The sequence below is a fragment of the Hanamia caeni genome (assembly GCF_003721595.1).
Lineage (GTDB): Bacteria > Bacteroidota > Bacteroidia > Chitinophagales > Chitinophagaceae > Ginsengibacter > Ginsengibacter caeni.
Map to the genome: position 1 here is coordinate 436,893 of NZ_RJJR01000002.1, position 21,847 is coordinate 458,739.

General features: G+C 38.9%; 13 protein-coding genes. 5 read left to right on the forward strand and 8 right to left on the reverse strand.

The annotated features are described in order from the left end of the window. Nucleotides 1-75: 75 nt before the first annotated feature. Entirely contained in the window at nucleotides 76-2,382 is a 2,307-nt protein-coding gene (locus EFY79_RS05130) for an ATP-dependent helicase (RefSeq protein ID WP_123119600.1), read from the forward strand. 15 nt (nucleotides 2,383-2,397) lie between these two features. On the opposite strand, the gene EFY79_RS05135 is transcribed toward EFY79_RS05130, so the two are convergent. Next, complete coding sequence (locus EFY79_RS05135; RefSeq protein WP_123119601.1) at nucleotides 2,398-3,876, reverse strand: YitT family protein; 1,479 nt, start codon at nucleotides 3,874-3,876, stop codon at nucleotides 2,398-2,400. 186 nt (nucleotides 3,877-4,062) lie between these two features. Here EFY79_RS05135 and EFY79_RS05140 point away from each other — a divergent pair, with 186 nt between their 5' ends. Both EFY79_RS05140 and purH read left to right on the forward strand, forming a co-directional pair. After that, nucleotides 4,063-6,156 (forward strand): ComEC/Rec2 family competence protein, encoded by a 2,094-nt coding sequence (locus EFY79_RS05140; RefSeq protein ID WP_123119602.1) that lies wholly within the window; start codon nucleotides 4,063-4,065, stop codon nucleotides 6,154-6,156. A gap of 22 nt (nucleotides 6,157-6,178) precedes the next feature. Beyond that, nucleotides 6,179-7,699: a bifunctional phosphoribosylaminoimidazolecarboxamide formyltransferase/IMP cyclohydrolase gene (gene purH, locus EFY79_RS05145; RefSeq protein ID WP_123119603.1), complete on the forward strand. Its 1,521-nt coding sequence runs from the start codon at nucleotides 6,179-6,181 to the stop codon at nucleotides 7,697-7,699. A 269-nt stretch (nucleotides 7,700-7,968) separates the two neighbouring features. On the opposite strand, the gene EFY79_RS05155 is transcribed toward purH, so the two are convergent. The 5 genes from EFY79_RS05155 to EFY79_RS05175 form a co-directional block, all read right to left on the reverse strand. After that, entirely contained in the window at nucleotides 7,969-8,907 is a 939-nt protein-coding gene (locus EFY79_RS05155; RefSeq protein WP_123119605.1) for a mevalonate kinase family protein, read from the reverse strand. A gap of 9 nt (nucleotides 8,908-8,916) precedes the next feature. Next, nucleotides 8,917-9,966 carry a diphosphomevalonate/mevalonate 3,5-bisphosphate decarboxylase family protein gene (locus EFY79_RS05160; protein WP_123119606.1) on the reverse strand — a complete coding sequence of 350 codons (1,050 nt, stop codon included), beginning with the start codon at nucleotides 9,964-9,966 and terminating at the stop codon, nucleotides 8,917-8,919. After that, nucleotides 9,967-10,857, reverse strand: a complete 891-nt coding sequence (locus EFY79_RS05165) for a GYDIA family GHMP kinase (RefSeq protein WP_123119607.1) — start codon at nucleotides 10,855-10,857, stop codon at nucleotides 9,967-9,969. Between the two features lie 9 nt (nucleotides 10,858-10,866). Continuing rightward, nucleotides 10,867-12,216 (reverse strand): hydroxymethylglutaryl-CoA reductase, degradative, encoded by a 1,350-nt coding sequence (locus tag EFY79_RS05170; protein ID WP_199727442.1) that lies wholly within the window; start codon nucleotides 12,214-12,216, stop codon nucleotides 10,867-10,869. A 269-nt stretch (nucleotides 12,217-12,485) separates the two neighbouring features. Further along, nucleotides 12,486-14,858 (reverse strand): S9 family peptidase, encoded by a 2,373-nt coding sequence (locus tag EFY79_RS05175; protein ID WP_123119609.1) that lies wholly within the window; start codon nucleotides 14,856-14,858, stop codon nucleotides 12,486-12,488. Between the two features lie 184 nt (nucleotides 14,859-15,042). On the opposite strand from EFY79_RS05175, the gene EFY79_RS05180 reads away from it, so the two are divergent. Beyond that, the gene (locus tag EFY79_RS05180; protein WP_123119610.1) at nucleotides 15,043-16,035 is read left to right on the forward strand and encodes a Gfo/Idh/MocA family protein; all 993 of its coding nucleotides are present in this window, start codon (nucleotides 15,043-15,045) and stop codon (nucleotides 16,033-16,035) included. Here EFY79_RS05180 and EFY79_RS22080 read toward each other — a convergent pair whose 3' ends face one another. Together EFY79_RS22080 and EFY79_RS05190 are read right to left on the reverse strand one after the other, a co-directional pair. Then, entirely contained in the window at nucleotides 16,036-17,553 is a 1,518-nt protein-coding gene (locus EFY79_RS22080; RefSeq protein WP_123119611.1) for a peptide ligase PGM1-related protein, read from the reverse strand. Nucleotides 17,554-17,788: 235 nt separating this feature from the next. Further along, the gene (locus EFY79_RS05190; RefSeq protein ID WP_123119612.1) at nucleotides 17,789-20,014 is read right to left on the reverse strand and encodes a RelA/SpoT family protein; all 2,226 of its coding nucleotides are present in this window, start codon (nucleotides 20,012-20,014) and stop codon (nucleotides 17,789-17,791) included. A gap of 468 nt (nucleotides 20,015-20,482) precedes the next feature. Here EFY79_RS05190 and EFY79_RS05195 point away from each other — a divergent pair, with 468 nt between their 5' ends. Beyond that, a complete protein-coding gene (locus EFY79_RS05195; RefSeq protein ID WP_123119613.1) occupies nucleotides 20,483-21,784 on the forward strand; it encodes an O-acetylhomoserine aminocarboxypropyltransferase/cysteine synthase family protein in 1,302 nt (433 codons plus the stop codon). Nucleotides 21,785-21,847: the final 63 nt, after the last annotated feature.

Consider the following 21,847-nt stretch of genomic DNA (forward strand, 5'->3'; position numbering starts at 1 on the left):
AAAACTGTAGCCTGACGATTCAGTATTTTTCCACCGCACTCTTTCCTCCAAACCTCTTTTCGTAAATTTGCAAACATGCAGGAATATTTATCCGGATTGAATGATTCGCAACGTGAAGCGGTACTTCATCGTGATGGCCCCATTATGATAGTGGCCGGAGCCGGCAGCGGCAAAACCAAAGTTTTAACTACAAGGATTGCGCACCTGATGGCTACCGGTGTGGATGCCTTCCAGATATTAGCGCTCACCTTTACCAACAAGGCGGCAGCGGAAATGAAAGAAAGAGTGGCCCATATACTTGGGAACAATGAAGCGCGTAATTTATACATTGGCACTTTCCATTCTGTTTTTGCAAGGATTCTGAGGGCGGAAGCCGATAAATTGGGCTATCCGCGCAATTTTACCATTTATGATACAGACGATGCGAAAAGCGTTGTGAAAACGGTAGTGAAAGAACTGAATCTTGATGAAAAACATTACAAACCCAATACCGTTTACAACCGCATTTCCGGAGCAAAAAACAGCCTTATAACGCCTGAAGAATATGTCAACGATTTTTCGCTGCAACAGGAAGATATGAGAGCCAACCGGCCGATGATTGGGCAAATTTATATGGCTTATTGCAATCGCTGTTTCAAAAATGGAGCGATGGATTTTGATGATTTGCTGCTGAAATTTTACCAGCTTTTGAAAACCCATCCGGAAAGCCTGAGTAAATACCAGCGCAAGTTTAGATACATCATGATTGATGAATACCAGGATACCAATACGGCTCAATATCAAATTATAAAGTTGTTGGGTGCCATGCACGAAAACGTTGCGGTAGTGGGCGATGACGCGCAAAGCATTTATAGTTTCCGTGGCGCTACTATTGAAAATATTTTACAATTCCGAAAGGATTATGATGAAGTAAAAGTGGTAATGCTCGAACAAAATTACCGCAGCTCTCAAAATATTCTTCATGTGGCTAATCACATTATTGCCAACAATAAGGGCCAGATTCCTAAAAAACTCTGGACAAGCAATATTGAAGGCGAAAAAATAAACCTGGTAAGGACTGCCACAGATAATGATGAAGGCAAATATGTTGCTGATGCTATCCAGGAACAAAAACTAAGGAATCATTTTCGCAATGCTGATTTTGCTATTTTATACAGAACAAATGCGCAAAGCCGCAGCTTTGAAGAAAGCCTTCGAAGAATGAATATCGCTTATCGGATTTATGGTGGCATTAGTTTTTACCAACGAAAAGAAATAAAAGATTTTTTAAGCTACCTGCGCGTAATTGTTAATCCGGGTGATGAAGAGGCTTTGAAAAGAATTATTAATTATCCGGCAAGAGGCATCGGCAAAACTTCGGTTGAACGGGCGATTCTTTATGCAAACCAGGAAAATGTTTCGATGTGGAATGTGCTGGAAAACGCTGCTGCGTTCGGTTATAGGGCATCTACTCTTGAAACTATCACCAATTTTGTGGTGATGATAAAAATGTTTCAGAGCGAATTGCAAAAGAAAAATGCTTATGACCTGGCAGTTTTGGTGGGAAAAAATACCGGCATAGTAAAAGAGCTATTTAATGATAAAACTACGGAAGGGTTAGCACGCTACGAAAATTTACAGGAATTATTGAACTCAATTAAAGAATACACCGAAACGCCAACTGATGATGGTGAATTGCTTGATAAAAGCCTGGGAAGCTATTTACAACAGATTACTTTGCTCACTGACGCTGATGACGATAAAGGGGAAAGCGATGTAGTGAAATTGATGACCATTCATGCAGCCAAAGGGCTTGAATTTCCCGTAGTATTTGTAGGAGGTCTCGAAGAAACCTTATTTCCAAATGCAATGGCCATCAACACCCGTGAAGAGCTTGAGGAAGAAAGGCGACTTTTTTATGTGGCTATTACACGAGCTAAACATAGGCTGTGGCTTACGTATGCCAACAATCGGTATCGTTTTGGCAATCTTACCCAAAATGAACCAAGCCGTTTCATAGATGAATTGCCGCCGGAAAGGCTGGATAAATCTTTTGCTGGCGGAAATGCACGCATTAATCAAAGTAACAATTACTGGAATGCTTTTGACAGGTCAAAATCATCTGCTGGAAGCCAACAGAGGGAGACTAAATCTGAGAAACCGGCTTATATGGTGTCTACACCGGTAATTAAAATAAAAGAACACATTCCTTCACCGGATTTTGCTCCCAGCGACACAAGCCATTTGCAAACTGGCCAGAGAATTGAGCACCAGAAATTTGGCTTTGGCGAGGTGTTGAAATTGGAAGGCGCCGCGCATAACCCGATAGCCACCGTTAAGTTTGAACACAATGGCGAGAAGAAAATTATGTTGAATTATGCCAAATTAAGAATTGTTGAATAATGTTCGTTTACTGATTTAATGAACATGCCTTCTTTTAATTATTCCCCCTGAGGCCTCTTTTATAGTGCTTGCAAAAACGAAAGACCGGGGGTCTATCTCACTCACGAGATTTTTAAGTTTCCGGATTTCCAGCCGGGTAATTACAGTAAAAATAATATCGCAGTCAGAGTGTGTTTCAAATTTGCCCGGTAAGAATCCCCGCTCTCCTTTATAAATGGTAATTCCTCTTCCCATTTCATTTACCAGCCGGTCTTTGATGATTTCGCTTTTGCCGGAAATAATGGTAACGCCAATATAAGCCTCAAGACCTTCTACCACATAATCTACCGTGCGCGTAGCAGCAAAATAGGTAAGCACGGAATATAATGCCACCTGGATGCCAAATTCAAAAGCTGCCACACCAAAGATAATTATGTTGATAGCAAAAATTATTTCGGTGATGGTAAAGCTTGTTTTTTTCCAGGTATACAACGCAAGAATTTCAATTCCGTCAATAGCGCAGCCAGCTCTCATGGTTAAGCCAATTCCGGCACCCAGAAAAAATCCTCCGAAAATTGAAACCAGTAATTTGTCTGAAGTAATTGAATAATGCGGAAAAAAATAAAGGCAAAAGCCTAACAACAAAATGCAAATAAAAGTTTTAAGCGCATAGTTGAAATTGATAGCATAAATGCAAATTATAATGAAAGGAAGATTGGCCAGGATAATTACGAATGAAATATCAAAGTGATATAGTTCACTTATTAATAAGGAGATGCCCGTAACACCGCCATCAAAAAAATGATTCGGAATTAAAAATCCTTTCAAAGAAAAGGCGACCAGCAAAACGCCTGAAATAATAAACATGGCATCGCTAAGCCAGGCGCTGATTTCAATGAAGCTTTTTGATCCGCCGTTCTTTTCCAGCCTGCGCCGTAATTGATCCGCAGTTTGTTTCAATCGTGCTGCCAGCCTGCTTTGCGCAGTATGAGTAAAATAAGAATGCGTCTCCACAAATTTTAATTCTTCCTCGCTCCATTCTTCGCGGTTTTTTACTATTCCCGCTTCATGCAATTCTTTATATAGCTTATCTGCCGTGACAAAATAACTGTCGGTTCCCATATAATACAGGTCTGCATCACAAAGAATCTTTCCCAGTTTGTCTTTGGGTTGCTGGGGCAATTTGGTAGTGAGTATAAGTTCGCAAATCCAATCTATATTTTTTTCTGTGTATCCAAATTGCGGAAGCCATTTCCTGGCCATTGCGCAGGATATTTCCTCATGGTCGCTGTAGGTTTCCAAAAAGCCGCAATCATGAAAAAGAGCTGCGGTTTTTAAGATCGTAAGTTCAGGCTCTTGTATTTTTTCAGCCTTTGCCAATTGCTCAGCAGCTAAAATTACATTTTTAGTATGCTGTACATTATGATAATGAAGATAAGCGGGTAATTCTGCTTCGAGTTTTTGAGTCAGGAATGAATAAACCTGCTCAAATTGAATTTGTTGCGACTGCGTCAAGAATTTTTAAATTTATCTATTGCAAAAATATTTAAACAACCATAGCCATTTAGAATTACTTTAAAAGCAACGGGTACAAATCTAAATATTGTGGAATAAATTTATTAAAAATGTATCTTCAGTCCTGAATTGAAATGCCTTTTACCAAATTCTCCGCTTTAGTTCTATTGCTAAAACTGCTTTTTAATGAGAAAATCATACCACATACCTGCCTGGAAAAAAGCTCCGTTTATTCGTGTACTCATCCCCGTTATATTGGGAATTATTACCCAGGTTCATTTGGGTTTTACAATTCAAATGCTGCTTTCTGCCTGCAGCGCTATTGCAGCGCTTTTAGTTTTATTTTCATTTCTACCTGAAGCGTTTAGGTTTCGTTTCAGAATGGCTGGCGGAATATTATTATCGTTATTACTTTTCTTTTCAGGTTCTTTTTTTACCTGGAATAAGAACGTAAGAAATAGTAACAACTGGTATGGAAAATTCAAAAATGAAAAGAATTATTTGATTGCTTCCGTAGCTGAGCCTTTGGAGGAAAAGCCAAAATCTTTTAAAGCGATTTTAAAGGCGAATGGTGTTGTTCAAAATGGGAAAATAATAAAAACAACCGGGATGTTTTTAGCCTACTTTTCCAAAGAGGGCGCTCCGAAGCTGGAATATGGCGACCAAATTATAGTAAACAAACAATTAAGCCCGATTCCTAATCCGGGCAATCCTGCTGCATTCGATTACCGTCAATATTGTGCGAATCACCAACTGTATCACCAGGTATTTTTAAGAGAAAATGAATGGGTTGTATTGCCTTCAAAAAATAAAAAACTCTGGGCCTCAATCATTTTTTCGGTCCGGACTAAAACCGTTACTATTCTTGAAAAATATTTAGGTAAAAATGATGAGTCGGCAATTGCAAAGGCTTTATTAATCGGGTATAAGGTTGACCTTGATAAGGATTTAGTACAGGCATACAGCAATGCAGGCGTAGTCCATATCATTGCAATTTCCGGCCTTCACATTGGTATTATTTATTCGGTACTCTTTTGGCTATTTTCAATTTTGCCTTTCACGAAAAAATCAAAAGCTTTCCGGCTGCTGTTAATTGTTTCCGGCCTGTGGTTTTTTGCATTGGTTACGGGCGCTTCACCTTCTGTATTGCGCGCCGCTCTTATGTTTTCTTTTATTATTCTTGGAACTGCCCTTGATAAAAAAGGGTCTGTTTATAATTCAATTGCGGCTTCTGCCTTTTTGTTATTATGCATTGACCCGTTTGTTTTGTGGGACGTGGGTTTCCAATTGTCCTACCTGGCTGTCATCGGTATTGTAGTGGCTCAGAAACCAATATCAGCGTGGATTTCTTTTAAAAACAAATGGCTTCAAAAAGGATGGGAAATCATGGCGGTGTCATTAGCAGCGCAATTATTTACTTTTCCATTGTGCCTGTATTATTTTCACCAGTTGCCGTTATTATTTTTATTAGCTAATCTTATTGCCATTCCTCTCTCTACTTTAATATTATTTGGATGTCTTTTTTTAATGGCAGTTTCACCACTGCATTTGCTGGCATTTTACTGCGCAAAAATTTTGTATGCCTTGTTATGGTTTTTGAACCATTCCGTTCTGTTTTTTGATTCAATTCCTTATTCTTTGTGGCAGGGTGTTTTGGTTTCTAAAGTTGAAACCGCGTTATTGTATTTCTTTATCATCGGCATGGTGTATGCTTTCATTGAAAGAAATAAGAATACCTTTAAATTCTCTGCTGCATTTCTTTTGTTATTTTTTATCGTGAAAGCACGGCGTGAGTGGAATATATATCAGCAAAAGAAAATTATTGTCTTTAATATCCCGCAACATAAGGCCATACAATTTATTGATAGAAATAATTTCTATTATGCCGGCGACAATGAAGTTGTGCACGACAAGCTTTTGAATAACTACAATCTGAAGCCCGTGCGTATTGCTTTTCAGCTAAATGATACCTGTACAAAACCTGTACAGTTGTTTGTAAAAAATAATTTTTTTCAATTTCATTCCAACAGATTATTAGTAATTGATTCATCAAATTGTGATTTTCAAAGTGATGAAAAAATGAAAATTGATTATATTATTATTTCAAAAAATCCTCAAATAAAAATCACGCAAATCGCCAAAAATTTTGATTGCAAGAATTACATTTTTGATGCTTCTAATTCGCCTTACAAAATTGAGCAATGGAAAAAAGAATGCGAAGAATTACATTTGCACTTCCATTCTGTTTTGGAACAGGGTGCCATAGTTATCAATTTATAAATGAAAAAATTTGTGTCTACAAATGCAACAAAAAATAAAATCAGCTCTCATTTCGGTCTTTAATAAAGAGGGATTGAAAGAAATTATCCCTTTGCTTCGTCAACAAAATATTACCATATACAGTACGGGCGGTACGCAGAAATTCATTGAAGAAAACGGTGGCTCCTGTGTTGCCGTTGAATCGCTCACGGGTTATCCTTCTATACTCGGAGGCCGTGTTAAAACACTTCATCCTGTTGTGTTTGGCGGTTTTCTTGCCAGGCGCGATGTGGAAAGCGATTTGAAAGAAATGGAGCAATATAAAATTCCTGCAATTGATTTGGTAATCGTGGATTTATACCCGTTTGAAGAAACTGTAAAATCAACCAGTGATGAAGCGGCTATAATTGAAAAAATTGATATCGGCGGCCCGTCGATGATTCGTGCAGCGGCTAAAAATTTTAAACATGCCGTGGTGGTTGCAGATAAGAATGAGTATAAAAATCTCCGGGAAATTTTATCTGAAAAAAACGCGGAAACTTCTTTGGAAGAAAGAAAAGAGTTTGCAAGAAAAGCGTTTGATGTTTGCACACGATACGACATTGCCATCTCCAATTATTTTAACCATTCTGATTTTTCCAATCCTTTTTCTGAAGAAAAGAAAACCCTGCGCTATGGTGAAAACCCTCACCAGCAAGGATTTTATGTGGGCAACCTGGATGAAATTTTTGAGCAACTGAGTGGTAAGGAACTTTCTTATAATAATCTTGTAGACATAGATGGCGCTTTGCAATTGATGAATGAGTTCGAAAATAATCCAGACGAAGCGGTAACTTTTGCCATTTTTAAGCATACCAATGTTTGCGGAATTGCTCAAAGAGATACAGTATCGGAGGCTTTTGCTGCTGCGCTGGCCGGCGACCCTGAAAGCGCATTTGGCGGTATTTTAATTGCCAACACTGCTATTGATAAAAAGACGGCTGAAGCTTTGAAAGATTTGTTTTTCGAAGTATTGATAGCCCCTTCTTTTGACCAGGATGCTCTCGGGGATTTAAAAATAAAGAAGAACCGCATTCTTTTGAAATTGAAAAAGTTTCCTGAAGGAGCACAACAATCGAAAAGAATATTAAATGGTTTATTAATCCAGGATAATGACAAAGGCAATTTTGCCGAATGGAAAGACGAAGGCGCAAGAAATGCTACTCAACAGGAAAAGGAAGATTTAATTTTCGCCAATCTTGTTTGCAAACATTTAAAAAGCAATGCTATCGCCATTGTGAAAAACAGGCAACTTTTGGGAAAAGGTTGCGGACAAACTTCCAGGGTGGATTCCATGAAGCAGGCCATTGCAAAAGCTAACCAGTTTGAATTTGATTTAAAAAATGCAGTGGTGGCAAGCGACGCTTTTTTCCCTTTTGATGATTGCGTAAAACTGGCTTACGACGCGGGTATTACAGCCTTTATACAACCGGGCGGTTCAATAAGAGATAAAGATTCCATCCGTTTTTGTAAAGAAAATAACCTGGTGATGGTCATTACAGGGATGAGGCATTTTAAACATTAATTGGAGCAGACCGGCAATGCTTTTTTTGTTTTAATCAAAATAAAAAAAATGCCTATTTTTTCGTTTACTGTGTAAGCAATTTTTATATCCCAACAAAGTTGCCGGCGTACGCCATCGGGATGAAAAAAGAATCCCGCAACGTTTATACAACAACATAAATTTTTACTTTGGGAATATTGTGTGAACAAGAAACAAAATTATTTTATGAATTTCGTTTATCCATCACCGTTATAGCAGTAAACAAATAAATTGTAATGATTTTTATTTTATCAGTAGCGATAAATAATTTGTGGCGAAAAGGCTTTTAAATCTTCGGACGTCTTTGCCCAGTTGCCGGTAAAACCAAGCATAAAACCGCCACCTCCGGCTCCACAAATTTTTAAGAAATAATCTCCGTTGTTAATTCCTTTCTTCATTACATTTTGAAAAGAAGAAGGAATAAAAAACTGCATTTCTTCGAGCTGGAAGCGGATAAGGTTTTCCAGGTTTTGATATAATGTGATCGGATTATTTTCTAAAAATGACTGAATGCTTGCATTGGTATAATTTACCAACTCGTCCTGGATTTTGTTTCTGAATTCAGTTTCTTCGCAAAAGCTTTTGAATTGCTGCATCATCGCTGATGTTTGCCGGGAAATGCCTGTATTCAAGAGAAAAATTATGTTGTTGCCTTTTTCATTTGAATCAGGAATGGATACAGGTAAAATTTCGTCGGCATTTTTGTAAAGAATAGGCTTATTCAGGATGATGCTTAAAGGATCCAATCCTGAGCTGGTTCCGTGAAAAAAAGATTCCATCTGGCCTAAACTTTTTTTTAGTTTTTGGGCCGTTTCCAAAGTGAGATGCTTTAATTCATCCTTAAATTCTTTTGCTTTTTTTAAATACCTTAAAAATATCGCCACTACAAGCGCGCCGGAACTTCCAAGTCCGTATCCCTGGGGAATATTGCTGTTAAAGAAAAGCCCGTTTTCAATTTCCTGTTCAAATTTTTTTACTTCCAAAACAAAATTTTCATCTGCGTGGTTAGCGACAAAAGTTGAAAATTTTTTTAAAAATTCATTGGAACGAAAAGCGAATTTATTTGTTGTGTCCCTGTTGGCAAAAGTGAGTTGTCCTGAAAACCGGTCGTAAGGCATTACCAGCGCCATGCTATTATAGAGCGCGCTGTATTCACCTAATAACAGGACTTTTGAATTGAAACTTTCCATCGCCGGCTGTTAACTTTTTATTTTTTCAGGACCTTTTCCTGACTTATCGAAAATGATTTCCTTAACGCAATCTCTCAGATTATTTTTTAAAAATTCGTTTACTGTGTGTTTATCAGAAGCGGGATAAAGCACGTGTAAATTCGGGCCCGCATCCAGAGTAAAGCAAACAGGAATTTTTGTGTCATTTCTGAAATTGGTTATTTTTTCAATGGCCATTAAAGTGCCTGGCTTCATCAGGAGATAATAATCTTTAGAGGTGAGCATCATGGCGTGCAAAGTTAATGCTTCTGATTCTGCGATGTAAATAAACTCTTCCCAGTCGCCTGTGGATAATACTTTTAACATTCTGGAAGCGCGCTGATTTGCCTGCGCAAACCGATTGTTAGCAAATGGATGATCTTTCATGAGCGCATGGCCGGCAGAACTTGAAACCTTTTTTGGTTCTTTTTCAATAATTAAAAGTGCATCCTGCAAATCTTTAAAATTTTGATGAATTCCGGATATTGGTATTGCAAATTCATCAGATGAACCGGGAAAATCTTTATTATCACCCCAAAGAACGAAGCCGGGATAAACAGAACGGCAGGCGCTTCCGCTTCCCAGCCGCGCGAGTCGCGAAGCATTTTGTAAAAAATCTCCTTCTTTTTTTTCCTGAAAATAATTGTACGACAAATCAGACAGGCAAAGAGCAAGGGCTCCAAACGCGGAAGCAGAAGACGCGATTCCGGCCGAATGCGGAAAACTGTTTTTAGAATGTATTGTGAGGTTCCAATCGCCTAAAAAAGGAAGACCGGCTTTCAGGCTTATTAAATATTTGAGTAGACGTTGCTCAAATAGCTCGTTTTTTTTTCCTTCAAAAAAATAATTCAAGACAATTTCTTCTTTTGATTTTTTTTCAGAAAGCTGCATGTCAATTTCCGTAAAAGCATTGGTTAATGTCATGCTAACGGAAGGATTGCAGGGAAGCTGGTGTTCTTTTTTGCCCCAATATTTTACTATAGCAATATTAGAAGGGCAGCGCCATGAAACCTTTATTATCTCTGTATTTATACCTTGCATTTATTTTTTTATAAGTTCATTGTAATTAAATAACGTGGAGTATCCTCTCTCTTGAAAATATTTCCTCGCTTCAACTTCCTTTCGAAAACTTGCCATAAAAAAATCGCCTCCCCACGCGCCTAATGATTTAATAGCAAATCGATAATCGGCGAAAAAAATTTTCTTTACTGGCTTTAGTTTCAAAATGTGGCTTAGCAGCTTTTCGCTTTCCTCCATTGCCTCCTCAAGCACATCTACCTGAGTGGCATTTGCTGCAGCTATAATTATCCTCTTCATTTTTTCAATATCATCATCAGATACTGTTTCGGCGCTAAATTGTTTGACGGCCTCGTTACTGTCTTTTTTTTTGCCGCTATACACAAACAATATTTTTGAAGTGATTTTTGGAAATAAGTATACCGGCGCAGTGTGGCGACTTTGCATATCATATATTAGAGGCGTTTTTGCCGTTGCACAGGCAACATCATATCCCGATCCACCAAAAGATTTTTCCAATAAAAGATAAGGATCGATTTTACTCCATTGTGCCAACAAGCTTATAAAAGTTGAGCTGGAACCGAAGCCCCATTCGGGTTTGAAATTCATTTCGGTGTAAAAATTCAAACCCTTTTCAAATAAATAAGGATTCCTTTCTTTTATAAGTTCCATTAAACCTGTGAGCGTTTGCGCTTTTGGTAAATCTGAGGTATTTATAATTTCGAGCGTTTTAGAAAAAATGCATGAAAACCATGTGGCATCATTGTAATTGCTGGTCCATTCAAAAAAATCATTTTTTGAAGATTCCACCTGCAATTTTTGGCCATAGTTTAGTGGAATAGCAAGGCATCCGGATCCCCTGAGCACAAGATATTCACCGAATAATAAGAGTTTTCCTGAGGCATAAAAGTTCATGGTGGCTAATTATATCTTTACCGGTTTTTCAGAGGGCGTCAACATTTCATTTTTCTTTAAATTTTCTACTATTCTTCTGACTGCGGACACAGAAACTTTTTCATGTTTAAAATGTTCTACGATCTTTTGTTTATACTGTTCAGGCACCTCTAATTGTTTCATAATATTAAACAGGTGCATTTTCATGTGACCCGTTTGAATGCCTGTTGTTACCAATGATTTCACGGCTGAAAAATTGTTAGCCAGCCCGGAAGCCGCTGCGATGCACATTAATTCTTTCGCCGAAGGATGCCTCAACAATTCTAATGACAATTTTACTAGTGGGTGAAGATTAGTTAATCCGCCCACCACACCGAGTGCAAGTGGCAATTCTAAAATAAATTTGAAGTTATCTTTTTCTAAAATTACTTTACTTAGCGGCTGATATTTTCCGGTTGCCGCTGCGTACGCATGCCCACAAGCTTCTACTGCCCGAAAGTCATTCCCGCTGGCTAATACGATAGCGTCCACGCCATTAAAAATTCCTTTATTGTGCGTTACAGCCCTGAACGGGTCTACTTCTGCTACTCTCACTCCCATATAAAAGCGGCGTGCAAATTCCTGGCCGCTTAAGCCGGGAACAGCTTTATTAAAATTATTTACCGGCGTTTCAACCCAACATTTTACACGGCAGCGTGGTGTCAGATTAGAAAGTATACACATGATAATCTCAAGGCCGTTGCCTGAAAAACCAGGCTGTGAAGCGTACCATTTCTTGAAGGTGATTGCAAATTGTTCAAGGCATGAATTAATGAAATTCGCACCCATTGAATCTACTGTTTCAAAGGTGCAAAAAAGCTGCATTAGTCCTGGCTCTTCACCGGACAAATCTTTTAAAATAATGTCCGTAATTCCTCCACCTCTCCGGCGCATATTTTCAGTAATGGAATCTGTTGAGGAGATAAGAATTTTTTTTAATTCAGCAAAACTGCTTTGCAATAATTGCAGATTATCCCTCCATATAAAATGAACCTGGCCTACTTTTTCAGTCGCAACGATTTCACTTTTAAAACCGCCATGCGCAAACCAGAACTTTGCGCTATGCGAAGCTGCTGCTACTACAGAGCTCTCTTCAATTACCATCGGCAGCGTATATACTTTTTGATTAATTAAGAAATTTGGTGCTACACTATAAGGCAAATGGAAATTGGAAATCGTGTTTTCACTAAATTCTTCAATCAGTTCCTGGATGGCCTTGTCCTGGTGATGGAAGCTTTTAAAATATCGGATAATTTCTGTTTTGTTTTTGAAAAAATTACCAATCACCTCGAGCTTTTCCTCTTTATTCTTTTTTGAAAACCCCTCTAAAACATTTGACATATTTTTCAATTTGTTCTATAATTTATAAAGTCCAATCCGATGTAGCAAGCTGCGGATAAACCTATTTTGAGAACTGCAATTGAGAAGGCCATTGCAATTTTTTAACCAGACCAGGTAAATTAAAATTCACCTGAAATTACGAAAAGTGTTTTTATTAAATCGAATGGACGATTGTTTGTTGAACAAACTGGTTTTTGCGTTTTCCGTGATTGTAAGGGATTTGTAATTAGACTAACCGTACCAGTACGAAATAATTCTGTCTTATTTATTTATTCACTGTCCCTGCTTTTCAAAACATCTTCAAATAATTTAAAAATCCTTTTGTATTCATCGGTCCAGCTTGATGCATCTTCAAAATCGTGATCCTCCATCGGGTAAGATGCTAACTCCCAATTATCTTTTCCGAGCTCTATTAATCTTTGAGTAACTTTTACTATATCCTGGAAATGCACATTCTGATCTAACATTCCATGGCACATTAACAAATGCCCTTTTAAGCCATTTACAAAATAGATGGGCGAGCTTCTTTTGTAAGCAATGCTATCTTCATACGGCTTATTGAGAATGTTGGAAGTGTAGCCGTTGTTGTAATTGGCCCAGTCTGTAACAGAGCGCTGGCCTGAGCCAGCAGCAAAGATATCCGGCGTGGTAAACATTGCCATGAGCGTTATAAATCCTCCATAAGAACCTCCGTATATTCCAATTCTTTTTGGGTTTACTCCAAATTTTTTCACAAGATAATTTGCGCCATCTACATTGTCCGTTAAGTCTTTGCCGCCCATGTGCCGGTAGATGGCTGTGCGCCAATCGCGCCCATAGCCTGCGCTGGCACGATAGTCAATATCCATTACATAATATCCATGGTCTGCCAATAAATTATTAAACATCGTTTCTCTGAAATAATAACTCCACCATTTGTCTACATTCTGCAGATAGCCCGCGCCATGCACAAAAATTACGGCAGGCTTTTCAGCCGCGGGCTTTGCCGGCTTATATATTCTTGCATGCACCATTGCTCCATCCCGTGCGGCGAAAGTGAAAATCTCCGGATCGCGCCAGGCGTAAGATTTATATTCATCGCTTTCTGCTTTGTTGGTTATCTGTATTGCTTTTGCACCAGGTTTATTTTGCTGCACATACAATTCCCACGGTTTGGTAGTGTATGAATACAATATAGCAATGGTTTTTTCATCGGGTGAAAGAGTTACTTCGTTTCCACCCATCATGTCCGTTATTTTTTCAGCCTTACTAACGGTGAGGGGTAAACGATAATATTGTTGCTGCGCTGGCTCGCTTTGATTGGTGGATATATAAAAATATTTTTTATCATTGGAAAGCCGCGCATCCAATACTTCATAGTTGCCCGTAGTGTGCGCTTTCTTTTTTGCAGTGTTCACATTTACCGAATACAAATGTGAAAAGCCCGTCGCCTCTGATTGAAACCAATATTCTTCGTCATTTATCCATCCGCTGTTCCATAAGCCAGGTCCTCCAATCCAGGCGCTGTCATGCTGACGATCCATCAATTTTAATTTTTTTGTGGCTGTGTCCCATAGCATAATCCACCGGTCCTTATGATCCTGTGCATGAATATCCAGCATAAGATTCTTACCGTGTGGCGACCATTGTGCTGAAGCGAAATAAACGTTGCGCAATTTGTTTTGCTTTTTTCTTTCCGTCCACTCTGTTGGATAATCTTTGATAAATTCGGGAATGTCTCTGATGCCTTCTATCGAATCAGTCTTTATTTCAAAGATGCTGTCCGCCTGCCTGTCATAAATATAAAATTGATACATACCCTCGGGCTGGCCCACTTTTCGGCGGCCAGGAATGCTTTTCGTGTATCCTGACTCCGTTACATAATCAGGAACAATAGTAGGCTTTGATTTTTCCGGTGATTGATATAATTCGTAATTGATAAATCTTCCGTCAGGGCTTATTGCGAGATCACGAACGGTTTTGTTGCCGGTAACAATTTTTTTCAATCTATTTTTTTCATGAATGCTGTCGTACATTTTTTGAAGTTGTTTTTTCTCTATTCTTTTACGCAAAACCTTCATGTATTGAATTTGTTCATTTTTAAGCCATTGGTCTTCCTTTGACAGGTTTTCTTCATCTTCTGTTTTACTATCTTCTTTCACAAAATTGGTAAGCTGTTGCGTTTCGCCTGTTTGCATGTTCCATGCATATAAATTCTGATTTTGCTGATAAGCAATCTGGCTTTCATTAAAAGAAAACTGCGGACTGAATTCTGTTTCTTCTGTATTTGTAATACGATAAATTTTACCTGTTTTTATTTCTTTATAAAAAATATCACCTGCAAGCTCGTATACATAAGCAGACCTGTGTAAATTATAAACCGCGCTATAGGCAGCCACTATATTTTGTTTGTCTGAAGCAGTGGCTTTTACGGGAGTTTTATTTTTTGTAGTGATATAATATAACGAATCAGCCGGTGCATTTTCCGGATTCCAGTCGAAATATAACCTCGTGCCGTCTGCGTTCCAGAAAGGATTGGACGGTGAGGAGCCCATCCATTTTGGATCGCTCATTATTTTTTCTATGGTTAAAGAATCCAAACGTTGCTGGCCAAATGAAAAAGACGAAAAGAATAAAAATGATAAAAAACAGAGGTATTTCATTGTTAATAATATTTGAATTTCATTTTGCCAGTGAAGGTAATTAACGAATCGTTGCAGTAAAGCAACAAATAATTCAGATTTTTATTTCGCATTCAGGTATATGGTCCGATATAAGTAACGTTAATTGAACTTCATTTGATGAATTGTAATTGAATTTTTATCTTCAGCCATAATCTAAAAAACAATGAGCGAAAAAAATAAAGTCCGTTGGGCAATATTAGGAGCCGGCCGAATTGCGAATGCATTTGCAAAAGATTTTTATTTGATGCAAAATGCAGAGTTGATAGCCGTTGCTTCCAACGATAAAGAAAAGGCAGCTTCTTTTGCGAAGGAATACAATATTCCGGAGGCAATAAGCCATGAAGAGCTATTTAACAGCGATAGTATAGATGCTGTTTATATTGCTACCACTCACAACTTTCATTTTGAACAAGCGATGCGGTGTTTGCAAAATGGAAAGGCAGTGTTGTGTGAAAAACCAATTACTGTAAATGATAGCCAGTTTAAAAAACTATTGTCTGTTTCAGAAGAGAAGAATGTTTTTTTGATGGAAGCCATGTGGACTTATTTTTTGCCTGCCATTCAAAAAGCCAAAGAATGGCTCGCGCAAGGCCGCATCGGGAAGCTAAAAGTTATCCAGGCCGACTTTGCTTTTAATATGGAAAAAAATATGCAAGGCAGAATGTATAATCCTAACCTTGCTGGTGGCGCTCTGCTGGATCTGGGAGTGTATCCGATATCTTTGGCTTATTATTTTGCCGGCAAATCGCCTGAGCAAATTACAGCTTCAGGTGTGATGACTCATACAGGCGTGGATGAAAGCGTAGGAATGATTTTTCAATACGGCGATGTTACGGCTGATTTGTTTACCTCCATGGTGACTCGCATGGGCAATACGTTGAAACTGTTTGGCGAAGAAGGTTACATTGAAATTCCTGATTTCTGGAAAGCGGGCGCGGCAAGAATATTCGATAAAGAATTTAATCATGTGGAAACTTACGAAGACCATCGTACTTCACATGGATTTATTTTTGAAATGCAGCATGCCAATGATAAAATCTTATCAGGAAGAATCGAAAGTGATATTATTCCACATTCACGCTCCCATAGTATTCACGAAACAATGACGGCCATTCGCAGGCAAATAGGGTTGAAATATCCTTTTGAATCAAAATAGTCAATATTCATAACTGTGCTTTTCCCTGTTAAGCACTTCTACAATTTTATGATAATATTCCATTGATTTTTTGCGGGTATCGCCAACGCAAAGGATACCTAATTTTCCATATTGCGATAAAGCGCCAATCATGTGAAACATAATTCCCTGCTGGGTGCTGCCATCATATAAAAGGTCATTTGCGGTAGCAATTTCAATCAGGTCGTGAGGCGTCAGGCCTTTATAGTTTTCACTTTGAAGGTTGTCAGAAAAAAAATAAAATCGTTGCTGGCCACTGGCAGTAAGATAGATTCCTTTGGATGAATCATAGCTTCCATCAGTCAGATATTGAAGCATCAAATAGGGATGTGTAGTGCCTCCCTTTCTTAGATTAATTTCGATTGCGTAGTGCTTCCATTGATTATCACTTTTTACAGAGATAAAGTCGATCGAAAATCTTCCCATTGCTCCATACTCTTTAAGTTTTTCTGAAATATGCCTTCCATATTCGCCGATGGTGGCTGCATATTCCGCATCAGCAGGAAAATGCGCACCCAGAAATACCTGGCCGATATTGCCGCCAATCACCTGGTCGTGCGTGGATATGATATTGATTTCGCCGGTTGGCGTTATGCGGCATTGCACCGATGGCGACGTGATTGTATCGCTGCTTACAAATGATTCCACGATGCCGCCCATTTTATTTAATTTTTCAATAAAACCAGTATAGCTTAATTCGCGGGCAACGATTTGCAAACGGGTGGGAAGAACTTTGTGTATCCAGGATTTCAACGTTTCTGTTGCCGGTGCGTTGTCAAAAGAAAATATCGCATTGCCTTCGCCTGAGAATCCCTCGTTTAGTTTTATTACCGCTTTATTTATTTCTGGAAAATTATTTTTAAGCGAAAACAGCGCTTCGATAATATCCTCTTCCGATTGGCAATCTTCATAACCGAATGGCGTATCTATGCCGCATTCTCTGAAAATTTTTTTGCTAAAACTTTTTGTTCCAAGATACAGCAGGTCAGGGTCACATCCGTATATGGGAATGCCCAGTTGCAAGGCTAATTTGCGTTCGGCAGCCGTCACATTAAAACATACCAGGTGCGAAGCAAAACCATTAGGAATATGTTTTTTAATCCGTTCTATCAGGCGCGGGCGGTCAAGAATTTTTTCGGTGAGCGATTTGGGAGATGAATCAAAACAAGCTAAAGTTTTCAATCTTTGGCGTGCGTGATAGCCTGTGATGCCCGGCAGCAAGTGTAAATAATAATCCATGATGATATTATGCACCGGCATGCTGGTTACATATATCACATGTGTATTGGGCATGCGCAAAAGCATTAACATGCAAAGCATTCTTTCTTCATAATGATTTACCCCGTCAATTTTTGCCAGAATCTCCTGGTCCATGGTTATGCTGGGAACAATTACTATCGCCTTTTGCGTCATTCTTTCAGAAAAAACAGAACTGTATTCAGCAGAAAACTTTTTTTGTAATTTTTTAAAATCAGCCGAAACGCCGGAATGCTTCACCATATTTCTAATGAATTAAGAGTTTACAACTCATCAACTTTTTGGTTGGTAAAAATTTTTTGTCCTGTAAATTATGAAAATTAGCCCGTTATTTATTCATTCAATTTTTATCAATGGCTACTAAATGCATCAAAAAGATATGCCTGAAAATACTATTGGGATAAAGAAAAAGGGGAGGGCTAACGCAAGCTGCAAAATAAAATTACGCGGTATTTACTGGTTTACTGCTAATGAAAAGTTATTCCATATCATACCTTTCCACGCTTTCGATGCCTGGCAAAGCGTTCAGATTGGTAACCAATGCATCAAGCTCGTCTTTATCATGTACATATACTTTTACATTTCCTTCAAAGAGGCCTTCTTTAGCTTCGATAGTAAGCGCGTTGATATTTATTTTTAGTGTGCCGCTGATAAGGTTGGTAATTTTATTGATAACGCCTACATCGTCGAGCCCGATTATTTTGATGCCAGTAAGGAAAGAGATTTCTTTATTTTTAACCCACTTGGTTTTAACTACGCGGTGCCCGTAATTCGATAATAACCTGGCTGCATTGGGACAGTTAGTTCTGTGAATTTTCAATCCTTCTCCCTGTGTTACAAAACCAAACACATCATCGCCGGGGATGGGCTTGCAGCAGTTGGCAAGCGAGTACATGATTTTATCGCTGCTTTCGCCAAAGATGATTAGTTCATTATCTTTTTTGTCTTTTTTATCTTTAAGTTCCGGTTTTTCTTCAGGTAGCTTCACCACCTTCGGAATAGAAAGTTTGTCGCCTAGTATTTTAAAATCTTTCAGCTCATGAAGATCAATTTTTTTAACAGAAATGTCATACAGCAGATCCAGGTGAGAGCTTACTTTATAAAATTCTGCAAGCTCATCAAGATTCCCCTGGCTCATCGGAACTCCCATTGCCTCTAATTTTTTATGCAGCGCAGTTTTTCCTTCTTCCGCTATTTTCCTTTTCTCCTCTTTTAATGAATCTTTTATTTTAGAACGGGCTTTGCTGGTGACTACCATCTTTAGCCATTCTGCTTTGGGTTTTTGTTTGGTGGAAGTGATAATTTCTACCTGGTCGCCGCTTCTTAATTTAAAACCTATTGGCACCAATTTGTGGTTCACTTTTGCTCCAATACATTTTTCGCCAATGGCAGTGTGGATGGCGAAAGCGAAATCCAAAGCAGATGCGCCACTGGGCAGCATTTTAATATCTCCCTTCGGGGAATAGACATAAATTTCTTCAGCAAGGAACGACACTTTAAAATCCTGTAAAAAGTCGACAGAGTTAGTATCTTGTGCGGCAAGCATATCGCGGATTTGCTTAAACCAGTTGTCAAACCGGTTTTCAACAGTGGTACCTTCTTTATATTTCCAATGGGCAGCCAAACCTTTTTCTGCTATATCGTTCATGCGTTTGGTGCGTATCTGCACTTCTACCCATTTGCCGTGCGGCCCCATCACGGTAGTATGCAGCGCTTCATAGCCGTTGCTTTTGGGATTGCTTAGCCAGTCGCGCAGCCTTTTAGTGGAAGGGCTGTATTCATCAGTTACCAGGCTATACACTTTCCAGCAATCTTCTTTTTCCCTTTCGGGAGGCGAATTCAGAATAATCCGTATAGCAAACAGGTCGTACACTTCTTCAAATGAAACACTTTTGGTTTTCATTTTGTTCCAGATAGAATGAATGCTTTTAGGACGGCCATAGATTTCGAAATCAAAATTTGCCTGCTTTAATTTTTCTTTTAACGGCCTGATGAAATCATTAATGTACCGCGTACGTTCTCTTTTGGTATTTGCCAGCTTTTCTGCAATGTAGCGATAGCTATCAGGCTCCATGTATTTCATGGAGAGGTCTTCCATCTCCGTTTTGATATTATAAAGGCCCATGCGGTGAGCCAGCGGAGCGTAAACATACACTGTTTCGGAAGCGATTTTTAACTGTTTTTCCCGCTTCATGCTGCCGAGTGTGCGCATATTGTGAAGCCTGTCGGCCAGTTTAATCAAAATTACCCTGGGGTCGTCGGTAAGCGTCAGTAATATCTTTTTAAAATTTTCTGCCTGCTGGGAAGAATTGGCATCCAGCACATTCGAAATCTTGGTGAGGCCATCTACAATTTTGGCTATTTCCGGGCCGAACTCGCGTGACACCATATCCAGCGTAACATCTGAATCTTCAACCGTATCATGAAGCAAAGCACAAATAGTACTGCGAACGCCAAGGCCGATTTCTTCCACGCAAATCATGGACACTGCCAACGGGTGAAGAATATAAGGCTCTCCACTTTTGCGCCGCATGTTTTTATGCGCCTCAGCCGCCATTTCAAAAGCAACCCTTATCTGTTTTTTGCTGCCGGGTTTTAACTTGGGTTTGAGAGCGCGAAGCAAAGCACGGTACTTACGAAGAATTTCTTTCTTTTCTTCTTCTTCGTTCATCGTATATTTTGGGATATCAAGTGCCAGTGCCATTGATACGAAATTACGAGCAATTTTTTTTGAAAAATAATAATTAAAATCTCTTTAATAATTTGAAAGGGTTGATTTAAAGCCAACTCTGGCCGGAAAACCGGGGAATTTATTTTACCTGCAATACCTGTTGCCACACATTTTTAACCTTGCTTTTATTTTCTTTTTGAAAAAGTATGCGGATAAACATGCTTCGAGAAGGAAATATAAAATCCGGCTTTTTGCTGCTTTACTGGCCTTATTTTTTTTGAAATAAAAAAAATTTGCTGTTCTTGTTATTTCCCTACTATATTTGTAGGATATTAATTATAAATCATCTTTCAATTTCAATGATATCCTTAACCTGCTGTAATACTTGCATGTATAATCGTTGTATGCCGTAAGGCATAAAAAAACTTCATACCATCCATCACTGGCGCTATGCGCTATCCATTATAAATATTTCATTTTTTAAAAAATAAATTTTCATTTATGAGTCAACATTTTGAAACCTTACAGCAGCACGCAGGCCAGGAGCCTGACCCTACCACCGGTTCAAGGGCTGTTCCTATTTATCAAACCACCTCTTTCAATTTTAAAAACTCAGAGCACGGGGCTAATCTTTTTGCACTAAAAGAGTTCGGCAATATTTATACACGCATCATGAATCCAACTACAGACGTTTTTGAAAAACGTGTGGCAGCTTTGGAAGGCGGTGTTGCTGGATTGGCTACGTCCTCAGGACAAGCAGCGCAGTTTTTGGCGTTGACTAATATTTTACAATCGGGCGATAATTTTGTTTCAAGCCCTTTTTTATATGGAGGGTCGTTCAATCAATTTAAAGTTTCTCTGAAACGTTTCGGCATTGAAGCCAGGTTTGCAAAAGACAACAATGTTGAGAATTTTGAAAGCCTTATTGATGAAAAAACAAAAGCCATTTATACAGAAACTATTGGCAACCCCGATTTCAACATTCCTGATTTTGATAAGCTTGCTGAATTGGCTAAAAAACATGATTTACCTCTGATAGTGGATAATACATTTGCTTGCGCAGGATATTTGTTTCGCCCGTTGGAACATGGTGCAAACGTAGTGGTACAGGCCGCTACCAAATGGATTGGTGGACATGGAAACAGCATCGGCGGCGTAATTGTCGATGGCGGCAATTATAATTGGGGCAACGGCAAGTATCCTATGTTTTCTGAACCATCTGAAGGATACCATGGTTTGGTTTTTAACGATGTTTTCGGCAGCAAAGGGCCATTCGGAAATATCCAGTTTATTATCCGCGCCCGTGTAGAAGGGCTCAGAGATTTTGGGCCTGCAATTTCTCCGTTTAATTCATTCCTGCTGATTCAGGGTTTGGAAACACTTTCATTACGCGTTGAACGCCATGTGCAGAACACGCTGGCGTTAGCGCAATGGCTTGAAGAACATCCCAATGTTGAAAAGGTAAATTATCCGGGCCTGCAAAGCAGCCCTCATTATGCCAATGCCCAAAAATATTTATCAAAGGGCGCCGGCGCCGTACTTTCATTTGAAGTGAAGGGCAGTAAAGACAATGCGACCAAGTTTGTGGATAATTTAAAAATGATCAGCAACCTGGCAAACGTTGGTGATACAAAAACACTCATTATACAGCCTTCAATAACCACGCACCAGCAATTATCTGATGAGGAGCAATTGTCTGCAGGCGTGACTCCTGGCCTGTTGCGGGTTGCCGTAGGCATTGAACATATTGACGATATTAAGGCCGATATAGAACAGGCCTTTGAAAAGGTATTTCCAAAATAGAGGACTGCATTAAGTATTGCCTGATAACCTTATTGCCTGCAATTGAATTCGTTTGCAGGCAAT